The 10257-nt window shown below is 63.8% G+C and carries 9 protein-coding genes; all 9 read left to right on the forward strand.

Annotated elements, in window-relative coordinates:
- Window positions 1-32: 32 nt before the first annotated feature.
- Window positions 33-1337: an S-methyl-5-thioribose-1-phosphate isomerase gene (gene mtnA, locus WDA27_09695; GenBank protein MFA5891205.1), complete on the forward strand. Its 1305-nt coding sequence runs from the start codon at window positions 33-35 to the stop codon at window positions 1335-1337.
- Window positions 1338-1434: 97 nt separating this feature from the next.
- The gene (locus WDA27_09700) at window positions 1435-2094 is read left to right on the forward strand and encodes a ComF family protein (protein ID MFA5891206.1); all 660 of its coding nucleotides are present in this window, start codon (window positions 1435-1437) and stop codon (window positions 2092-2094) included.
- 298 nt (window positions 2095-2392) lie between these two features.
- Window positions 2393-3028 carry a ribosome-associated translation inhibitor RaiA gene (gene raiA, locus WDA27_09705; protein MFA5891207.1) on the forward strand — a complete coding sequence of 212 codons (636 nt, stop codon included), beginning with the start codon at window positions 2393-2395 and terminating at the stop codon, window positions 3026-3028.
- A 16-nt stretch (window positions 3029-3044) separates the two neighbouring features.
- On the forward strand, window positions 3045-3740 hold the full coding sequence (locus WDA27_09710; GenBank protein ID MFA5891208.1) for a response regulator transcription factor: 696 nt from the start codon (window positions 3045-3047) through the stop codon (window positions 3738-3740).
- Between the two features lie 12 nt (window positions 3741-3752).
- The gene (gene secA, locus WDA27_09715) at window positions 3753-6413 is read left to right on the forward strand and encodes a preprotein translocase subunit SecA (GenBank protein ID MFA5891209.1); all 2661 of its coding nucleotides are present in this window, start codon (window positions 3753-3755) and stop codon (window positions 6411-6413) included.
- A 100-nt stretch (window positions 6414-6513) separates the two neighbouring features.
- Window positions 6514-6900 (forward strand): response regulator transcription factor, encoded by a 387-nt coding sequence (locus tag WDA27_09720; GenBank protein ID MFA5891210.1) that lies wholly within the window; start codon window positions 6514-6516, stop codon window positions 6898-6900.
- A gap of 34 nt (window positions 6901-6934) precedes the next feature.
- Window positions 6935-8137, forward strand: coding sequence for a HEAT repeat domain-containing protein (locus WDA27_09725; GenBank protein ID MFA5891211.1), 1203 nt, complete (start codon window positions 6935-6937; stop codon window positions 8135-8137).
- A complete protein-coding gene (locus tag WDA27_09730) occupies window positions 8134-9549 on the forward strand; it encodes a glycosyltransferase (protein MFA5891212.1) in 1416 nt (471 codons plus the stop codon). The genes WDA27_09725 and WDA27_09730 overlap by 4 nt, the downstream gene beginning before the upstream one ends.
- 216 nt (window positions 9550-9765) lie before the next feature.
- Entirely contained in the window at window positions 9766-10083 is a 318-nt protein-coding gene (locus WDA27_09735; GenBank protein MFA5891213.1) for a hypothetical protein, read from the forward strand.
- The last annotated feature ends 174 nt before the right edge of the window (window positions 10084-10257 follow it).

The following is a 10257-nucleotide window of genomic DNA, read 5'->3' on the forward strand; positions in this document are numbered from 1 at the left end:
GTGCGGCAGATGCGAAAAGGATAGGAGACGGGGTGAGCGCGCGCATCAGACACCGCTTCACCGGACGGTTCGCGCTCGTCGGGCTCTCCATCGGAGTGGTTACCGGACTCGGTGGGCAGCTATCCCTGGGTCAATTCGCGGTGGCGGGAATCGGCGCGGCCGCGTCGTTTAGGGTCACCTCCGCGACTGGGAACTACACGCTTGGGTTGGCCGCGGCCGGCCTTGCGGCCGCCCGTCTAGCCGGTCGTCTGTACGGCGACCGCGTCACCGGTATGCTGCCGCCCGTGATGCGGGCTATCGAGTGGCGAAGCGGCGACATCGTCGTCATCGACCAGACGTTGCTGCCGCACCGGCTGGTGAGGCGCACGCTGCGCACGACTGAAGAGGTCGCCGAGGCGATTTCGACTCTTCGCGTGCGCGGGGCTCCTCTTCTTGGAATCGTCGGAGCGATGGGGGTTGCACAGGCCGCGCTTCGGCCTCGCGCTTCCCGTTCGGCAACGGTTCTGGCGCGCGCCGAGCAGGCCGGCGCGCTTCTCGCCGCGACGCGGCCGACGGCCGTGAATCTGTCGTGGGCAATCGAGCGAACACTCGCGGTCGCCCGCGCCGAGGCGACATCGCTCGGTCCGGCCGCCCTCGCGCGGCGCCTCCTGCAAGAGGCGCTCGCCATCCACGCCGAGGACGAGCGCGCGTGCGAGGTGATGGCCGCTCACGCCCTCGAGTTCTTCTCTGCGGGGGCGACGGTGCTTACGCACTGCAACACCGGCTTCTTGGTAACCGGCGGGCGCGGCACCGCGCTGGGGGCAATCGGATACGCGCACGAGCAAGGGCTCGCAGTGCGGGTGTTCGCGTGCGAGACGCGGCCGCTGCTGCAAGGCGCGCGCCTGACGGCGTGGGAACTCGGCCGGCTGGGCATCGAGCACGCTCTGATCGTCGATGGCGCGGCGGCCGGCCTCATCGCGCGCGGCGAGGTGTCGCTGGTCATGACCGGCGCCGACCGCATTGCGGCTAACGGCGATGTCGCAAACAAAGTCGGTACGTACGCTCACGCGCTGGCGGCGCGCGCGGCGGGGATCCCCTTCGTGATCGTCGCCCCGACCACGACCGTAGACCTGAAGACCCGGTCCGGGAGCGGCATCGAGGTCGAGGAGCGCGCGGCATCGGAGGTGCTTTCCTTCGGAGGCGCGGCAATCGCCCCGAAGGGGACTGCCGCGCGCAATCCGGCGTTCGACGTCACGCCGGCCGACCTGGTCACCGCGATTGTTACCGAGCAAGGAGTCGCTCGCGCTCCGTATCGCCGCTCTCTTGCTGCGCAGGTTCGTCGGGCGGTCCGCGCGTAGACGAGCGACTCCGTCGCGAACCGGTCCATCGTTACACTCCGAGCACTCCGATCGCGCACCGCTACACGGTGCGTCAGGTTGGAATAGCGTAGTTTTCGTGCGGCTTTCGGACCTTTTGTTTCCCCCTCGTTGCCTGTCGTGCCGCGTTCTCAGTTCGGGATGGTTGTGCTCGGCGTGTGCGGCCGCCTTCCCGCGCATCGAGGCGTGCTGCGACCGTTGTGGGCGACCGTCAATGCGCCCGGTGGCGGGGTGTGCCGCGTGTTGCCGCGCGCGTCCTCCGTGGCGTTTCGCGCGCGCGGCGGCTGTTTACGAGGGGCCGGCGCGCGATGCGCTGATGACGTTCAAGCTCGGTGGAGAGCGGCGCGCGGCGCACGGCCTCGCCGCCGCGATGGTTGAGTCGTCCGCGGGGCTGTCGAGAACCGCAGTGACGTTCGTACCGGCGACACGGCGCGCGGTCGCGGTTCGCGGCTTCAACCCGGCCCGCGAGCTTTCACGGCAGGTTGCGCGCGCCCTTGGTGTGCAATGCGTTGGAACCTTGCGCAAGACCAGGGAGACGAGGGACCAGGCGGGTTTGGGCCGCCTTGAGCGTCGCGAGAATCTTCGGGGGGCGTTCGCGGCTGTTGCCCGTCCTCCCCGTTCGCTGCTGCTGGTGGACGACGTCATGACGACCGGGGCTACTGCGGCTGAATGCGCCCGGGCACTGCTGAATGCGGGCGTTGTTGAGATCGACGTTCTCACATTCGCCCGAGCCCTATAGAATCATCATTGAGGTTCCGCTTGGGTCTGTGGTTGAGGCAGCCCGGAAGGACTGCCAAGTCGATGCTAGTGGCGGGCGAAACGACCCACGTAAGGCAACCCGTGGTTGCTGAGCATGGTGCCACTTAGGAGTAAGTCCTGCCGTGGCGGGTCCGCCGGATCCGTGCGCGAGAGGAGGTAAGCGGCCGCAAGCGCTGGGTCCGTCAGGATTCACTGTGAGCGCAAGGTCTCGAGCTTCCCGGCAGGCGAGTGTGGGGTCAAAGACCAGGTCAGCCGGGCGGAACCTCGTAAAAGTGGAAATGGGCCGTGGACGGGAGGGTTCAATGCAGGTGATCGTCAAGGGCCACCACACGCATGTTTCAAGCTCACTTAAGGAACTCGCGACAAACAAGATCGAGAAGGTAAGTCGGTTCTTGGACAGCATTCAGACTGCGGAGATCGAGTTCTCCGAGGAGCACAACCCGCGGATCTCCGACAAGCACATCGTCGAGATAACGCTCACGACGAAGACCCGCGTGCTGCGCGCGCGCGCGAGCGGTACCGACGCCGCCACCGCAGTTGACCGCGTCCTGGACAAGGTTGAAGCGCAGGTTCGACGACTGAAGGGGAAGTTCGTCGAGAGGGGAAGCAGGACAAGCCGGGGCATCTCGGGCATTGCCCTCAGTCCCGATGAGTCTGTTTCGGCCCCGATCTCACGGAACGGGGCTCTTGGTCCGATAGAATCGGATGGAGAGCAAGAAACGGGCGAAGAGGATCGGCCGCACATCACGCGTACGAAGCGATTTGCGGTCAAGCCGATGACACCCGAGGAGGCCGTGCTCCAGATGGAAATGCTTGGCCATGATTTCTATCTATTCGTTGACGCTGAGAGTGAGCACGCCGGCGTTGTATACCGGCGGCATGATGGCTCGTTCGGGTTGATCGAGCGCGACTAGTGGTCGGAGGAGGGACGTGAACGAGAGCGTAACCACACCGCCGGCGGGCGAGGAGCCGATTCGCGTCCTCATCGTGGACGACCATGCTTTGTTCCGCCGTGGCATCGTCATGGTTCTTGAGCAAGAGAAGGACGTCGAGGTGGTAGGTGAGGCTTCGGACGGGACCGAGGCGATCCAGATCGCGTCCGAGACGATGCCCGATGTTGTCTTGATGGACGTGCGGATGCCGCGCCGGGGAGGCATCGAGGCCACCCAGCAGATCAAAGACTTGGTGCCGCATGCCAAGATCCTCATGCTCACGATCTCCGATGAGGAGGCGGATCTCTACGATGCCATCAAGGCGGGAGCCAGCGGCTACCTGTTGAAGGAAATATCCATCGAGGATGTCGCAGGCGCGATCCGGGCCGTGCAGGGCGGGCAGTCGATGATCAGCCCGTCGATGGCGTCGAAGCTTCTGGCCGAGTTCGCCACAATGGTCAAGAAGGGCGACGAGAAGCCCCTTGCATCTCAACCTCGGCTGACCGAGCGGGAGATGGAAGTGCTGCGCCTGGTCGCGAAAGGACGCAATAACCGCGACATCGCCAAGGAGCTCTTCATCAGCGAAAACACCGTCAAGAACCACATCCGCAACATCCTTGAGAAGTTGCACTTGCACTCCCGGATGCAGGCGGTCGTGTACGCGGTTCGCGAGAAGCTCCTCGAGATCCAGTAGAAACCGCTTCTCGTGGCATCCCCTCTGCAGAAGATCCTGCGCCTCGGTGAAGGCCGACGCCTCAAGCAGTGTGTTCGCTTCGCGCAAGCGAGTGCATCCTTCGAGGATGAGATGAAGGCGCGCTCGGACGCCGAGTTGCGCGCGCTCACCGACATCTACCGCTCCCGTCTGTCAGACGGGGAGGAACTCGACGACGTGTTGCCCGAGGCTTTCGCGACCGTTCGTGAGGCCGCGTGGCGGACTTTGGGGCAGCGCCACTACGACGTCCAGCTCGTTGGAGGCGCGGCATTGCACTCGGGGTTCATCGCCGAGATGAAGACGGGTGAAGGAAAGACCCTCGTGGCAACTGCGCCGGTCTATCTGAATGCTCTTACCGGCAAGGGTGTTCACGTCGTGACCGTTAACGACTACTTGGCACGCCGCGACGCGGAGTGGATGGGTCGCATCTACCGGTTCCTGGGGCTGTCAGTTGGGCTCATCCAGGCGAACCAGCGACCCGAGCAGCGCCGACCGGCGTACGCCGCCGACATCACCTACGGGACCAACAATGAGTTTGGTTTCGACTACCTGCGGGACAACATGGCGTGGGTCTCAGAGGACAGGGTTCAGCGCGGCCACCACTTCGGGGTTGTCGACGAGGTCGACTCGATTCTGATCGACGAGGCTCGCACTCCGCTGATTATCTCGGGTCCGGCCGAGGAGTCTGCCAAGTGGTATCGCACGTTCTCTCGCATTGTGCCTCGGCTGCATCCCGACGTTCACTACGAGGTGGATGAGAAGAAGCGTACCGTCGCGGTCACCGAAGAGGGAGTCCACGAGGTCGAGGGAGTTCTCGGCATTGAGAACCTCTACGACCAGGTGTCGTCACAGCTTGTGCACTACCTGCAGAACGCGTTGCGGGCCAAGGAGCTGTACAAGCGCGACGTCGACTACATCGTGACCGGCGGCGAGGTGAAGATTGTCGACGAGTTCACAGGTCGAGTGCTCGAAGGTCGCAGGTATTCCGAGGGGATGCATCAGGCGATCGAGGCCAAGGAGAACGTTCGCATCAAGGAAGAGACGATCACCTACGCCACGATCACGATTCAGAACTACTTCCGCATGTACGACAAGCTCTCGGGCATGACCGGAACGGCGGTCACCGAGGCTGCGGAGTTCGAACACATCTACAAGATGGGTGTCGTGGAGATTCCGCCGAACCGACCGGTTGTTCGGCTAGATCAGCCCGATGTTGTCTACAAGAACGAGGAAGCGAAGTTCAACGCCGTCGTCGACGACATCGCCGAGCGGTACGAGCGCGGGCAACCGGTTCTGGTCGGAACGGTTTCGATCGAGAAGTCGGAGCGCTTGGCGCGGTTGTTGGACCGTCGCGGGGTCTCGCACCACGTCTTGAACGCAAAACAGCACGAGCGAGAGGCGTACATCGTCGCTCAGGCCGGGCGCAAGCATTCGGTGACCGTTGCCACCAACATGGCCGGACGTGGCGTGGACATCATCCTGGGCGGTAGTCCGGAGTATGAGATCAAGCAAGATCTGCTCGTCAACGAGTTCGTTCCAGAGACCGACGAGTACGAGCGCGAACTGAAGCGGAGGTTGGAGGCCGGCCGGGAGACCTGGGAGAAAGAGCACAACGAAGTGCTCGAACTCGGCGGCCTCTACGTGCTTGGCACCGAGCGTCACGAGTCGCGCCGTATCGACAACCAGTTGCGTGGACGGTCGGGCCGTCAAGGTGACCCCGGAGCGAGCCGTTTCTACTTGTCGCTCGAGGATGACCTCATGCGCCTGTTCGCCACGGGCATGGTGACGCGCATGATGGATCGACTCAAGATCCCCGATGACGTCCCCATCGAAGCGCGCATGGTAACCAAGTCGATCGAGCGGGCCCAGCACCAGCGCGAGCAGCAGAACTTCGAGATCCGCAAGAACGTCTTGAAGTACGACGACGTGATCAACAAGCAGCGCGAGGTCATCTACGAACGTCGCAACCAGTTGCTCGACGGCGAGGATCTGGGCGAGATGGCGGAGCAGTTCGTTGACGACGTCGTCGAATCGATCGTGTTCGGCTCGCTCAACTCGGACCTACACCCCGAGGAGTGGGATCTGGCCGAACTGTGCGTGACGATGCGGACGGTGTATGCGACCGAGATCACGCCTGAGTCCTTCGACTTGGCGCACTTGACGGTCGAGGAGGTGGCCGACCGTTTCGTCGAAGAGGCGACTGCGGCCTACCGTGCGCGCGCGGCCGAGATCGGCGAAGACGAGTTCCGCAACATCGAGCGCCGAGTGCTGTTGTCGGTGCTCGACACCAAGTGGCGCGAACACCTCTACGAGATGGACTATCTGCAAGAGGGGATCGGCCTGCGTGCGATCGGTCAGCGTGATCCGCTGATCGAGTACCAGCGCGAAGGCTACGAGATGTTCCAGGCGATTCAGGGAGCCATCAAGGAAGACTTCATCCAGTACATGTTCCATGTCCAGGTCGTCCGTGAGCAGGCCCCCGAACAGGCTCAAGCCCAAAAACAGTCTCGACTTCGCTTCCTAAAGGAATCGACCGACAACGAGGAGAGGGCGGCGGTCGTTCAGACCGCGCACTCCGACAAGGTTCCTCGGAACGCACCGTGTCCGTGCGGTAGCGGCAAGAAGTACAAGAAGTGTCACGGCCTGACTGCGTGACCGCCTTTGAGGTAGTCCGCTAGGCTTGTGAGGCTTTAACCCATCCGAGACTGAGGCCGGGGCGCCCCCTGCGGTGTTCGTCCGGTCGAAAGGTTGCCCCGTGGGCCAAGTGCTCGTCGTAGAGGACGACGTGGTGGTGTGCCGCGTTCTGGAGCACGTCCTCGAACTGGAAGACCACGAGGCCATTGTCGTGCACGATGTGTCTGCCGCGAAGGATGTTCTCGCGACGCACGACGTGGATATCGTCTTGTTGGATCTGATGCTTCCCGGCGGCTACGGGCTGGAGCTGCTGACCTATTTGCGAAGAGAGGTCGGCATGTCGACGCCCGTGATCGTTCTCTCGGCCATCAAGCACGAGCAAAACGTTGTGGAGGCTCTCGAAGCCGGCGCAAACGACTACGTTTCGAAGCCGTTCAGCCCGACCGAGTTGCTGTCGCGAATTCGCAAGTGGGTGGAGGGACGTGAGGACTTGGCGCGGACGAGGTGACGCACTTTACGCCTCGTTAATCCTCGGGCTTTTCGTGCTCGAGACGGTTGTGCTGGCCGTGCTGTCTTGGGCGGCCTTGGTCGGTTCCGGTGGAGTGCTGCCGGATTCGGCTTTCCGCAACATCGTGATTGGAGCTGTTCTCGCCACCGGCCTTGCCGTCTTGCTGGCCACATCATTCGTGCTGCTCTACCACGTGCTTACCCAACGCCGCGCCGGTGTCGTCGGAGGGATCGGCGAGTGGGCATCACTGTGGGCGGGAGTTGTCTTCAGCGGCGCCGCGGCGCCGGAGGGACCGCTGCCGCGTGACGGTGTTGAGGCGCTGATCGCGATGCGAGAGGTTCTTCGCGGTGTTGACGGGACGCGGATTGACGAGCTGTTTCAAACGTATCGAATCCCCAGCATGGCGCTGGAGAGCGCGCGGGCCGGGTTCCGCCGCCGCCGGCTCCCCGGAGGGGGGCGGCAGGCTCTCGCAGGACGCCTTGACGGCCTTGAGGTCCTCGCCCGCGTGCGCGCGCCCGAGGCGTTCGAGCCCCTCATGGGGTTTCTCTCCGACGAGACTCCGTCGGTTCGTCGCGCGGCGCTGCAGGGTCTTGCGCGAACGATCGCCGCGATGCCGTCGAGTACGGTGCGCTCGCGCGCGACGGAACGGTTCTCGGCGGCTCTTCGGACCACCGATCTGCCGGCGGGTGTCTTGGAAGACGCCCTGATCCTGCTCGGGGACGTGGCGTCAAAGGTGGCCGGCGACCTGCTGCGGTCGCCGGATGCGTCTCGATCTCACGTCTTGGTTGCCTTGAGTGTGGTCGGCAAGATGGGTCTGCTGACTCTCTCCGACGACGCCGCCGCGCTCGTTGGGGATCCCCATTCCGACGTGCGCGCCTCGGCGATTCGCGCGCTGTGCAGGCTGGGATACCTCCCGCCGGGAAGCGAGCCGAGCATCATCGCCGCGCTTCGCGATGAGGTGGAATTCGTGCGTTCGCAGGCTGTGCGCGCGCTTGCGCTTGCGAGTGCGGAGGTCGCAGTGCCGAAGTTGCACTGTCTCCTCGCCGATCAATCGTGGTGGGTTCGCCGGTCCGCCGCGCAGACTCTGCTCCGCATGGGCGCGCGCGGAGGCGCTGCCCTGGAGGACGCCGCCCGGAGGAGCCCGGACAAGTATGCGCGACAAATGGCCGTGCAATCGCTCTTGGACGCGGGCAAGATCGATCCCGCCGAGGCTAGGCGAATGCGGGAGGCGGTGTGAGAACCGCTGAAGCCCTGGTCGTCGGTTTTCAGCAGTTCGTTCTTATTTACTTCGCGGTGCTGAACCTGACTTACGCGTTGTTCGTATACCTCGGGTTGCGGTCGGTGATCGTTGCCGCGCGCGGGATGTCTGAAATCGTCTTGCAGGATCTGTTGGAGCGCGGGGCGTACAAGCCGGTTTCGATTCTGGTTCCCTCCTACAACGAGGAGCAGAGCATCGTCTCCAGTGTGCGCGCGCTACTGGGCCTGCATCACCCGGAGTATGAAGTCGTCGTCATCGCCGACGGACCGACCGACGAGACGGTGACGCGTCTCATCGAGGCGTTTGCGCTCGTGGAGGTTCCAGAGGTCTACCGCGTCACGCTGCCGACGATGCCGGTGCACCGCGTTCTCCGGTCGGTGCGCCATCCAAACCTGATCGTGGCCGAGAAGGAGAACGGCGGCAAGGCCGACGCGCTTAACGTTGGGATCAACCTTGCGAGGTACCCCATTGTGTGCGCGGTCGACGCCGACTCGTTGCTGGACGCGCGCGCCCTGCTTCGCGCCTACCGGATCTTCTCCGAAGACGAGACCGTCGTGGCCGTCGGTGGAACGGTTCGCCCGCTGAACGGCGCGACTGTCCGCGACGGAGTCGTGACCAGTCTTCGGTTGCCGACGAAGTGGATCGAGCGATTCCAGACGCTTGAGTACGCGCGCGCCTTCTTCACCGGGCGCGCGGCGTGGAGTCAGTTCGGCGCATTGGTCATCATCTCGGGAGCCTTCGGATTGTTTCGCCGCGATGCAATCCTGGCCGTGGGCGGGTACAAGACATCCACCGTTGGCGAGGACATGGAACTCGTCGCACGGATCCACAGACACTTCCGCGAATCCGGTCGCCCTTATCGCATTGTCTTTGCGCCGGATCCCGTGTGCTGGACCGAGGTTCCGAGCGAGTTCTCCACCTTGCGCCGGCAACGGAATCGTTGGCATCGCGGTCTCTGGGAGACCCTGTGGACACACCGGCGTATGCTGCTAAACCCGCGCTACGGACGGGTGGGGATGGTCGGCATTCCTTACTTCTGGCTCTTCGAAGGCCTCGCCCCGGTGATTGAGGTTCTCGGGCTGATCAGCATCCCGGTGGGGTTTGCCCTGGGGCGGATCTCAATGCAGTTCGTCGTCTTGTTCTTCGTCTTCGCCGTGCTGTTCGGTGCACTGCTTTCTGAGCTTGCAGCCGGCATCGAGATGCTCTTGCTCGTGCGCTACCCGCGCGCGCGCGATCGCCTCACTCTGCTGCTGGCTGCCGTGGTGGAGTCCCTGGGGTACCGCCAAATCCTGGCGTTCGAGCGGTTCCTTGCGACGTTCCAGGTATGGAGAAAGCGCGGCCAGTGGGGCAAGATGCGCCGCGGCGCGATCGAGAACGAGCCGGCCGACTGAGCGGCGGAACGCCCTCATCTGGAGTTGTCTCCAGCCCTTGACAAGCGCGCGCGCGCGCGCCCTATTTTCGGTGTTGTTCTGTTTTGTCTGTCGTGTCAAACTGGACTTGTCCAAGGGGGATGGACAATGCGCCACTGCGAAACGGTCATTACGCAATGGCGTCGCTGGTTTGCGGAGCGCACGGAGTTGCCGGCGTGCTGAGGGAAGGAGAGAGCAATGAGCGCGCGACGAAGGAAGCTGGTTGGCGTTGTTGTCGGCACGATCATCGTCGCAGCAGGACTGACGGCCGGAACGTTGGTTGCCGTCTCGGCGGATGAGGCCCCACCTCCTTTCAACCCCGCGACGCTGCCCCCCTGTCCGACCGAAACGGCGTCACCGGGCAGATCGGTCGCGCCGCCGCCACCCAACGGTGGACCGGAACGCGACGACTGCATGGGCTCAGCAGACTTCACCCAGGCACCGGCCGGATTCCCCAGGTCACATCCGATCGATCTGAGCGAACTCTCCACCTCGGGAACGACAGACGACAAGTAGAGAGCAATGAGGGCGCGACGAAGGAAGCTGGTCGGTGTTGTTGTCGGCACGATCATCGTCGCAGCAGGACTGACGGCCGGAACGTTGGTTGCCGTCTCGGCGGATGAGGCTCCACCTCCTTTCAACCCCGCGACGCTGCCCCCCTGTCCAACCGAGACGGCGTCACCGGGCAGA

The sequence above is a fragment of the Actinomycetota bacterium genome, from assembly GCA_041658565.1.
Taxonomy (GTDB): domain Bacteria; phylum Actinomycetota; class AC-67; order AC-67; family AC-67; genus JBAZZY01.

What these genes read in the sequence shown, in the direction of transcription:
- raiA (MFA5891207.1), top strand. Translation starts at nt 2,393, where the DNA reads ATGGGCCGTGGACGGGAGGGTTCAATGCAGGTGATCGTCAAGGGCCAC.
- WDA27_09735 (MFA5891213.1), top strand. Translation starts at nt 9,766, where the DNA reads ATGAGCGCGCGACGAAGGAAGCTGGTTGGCGTTGTTGTCGGCACGATC.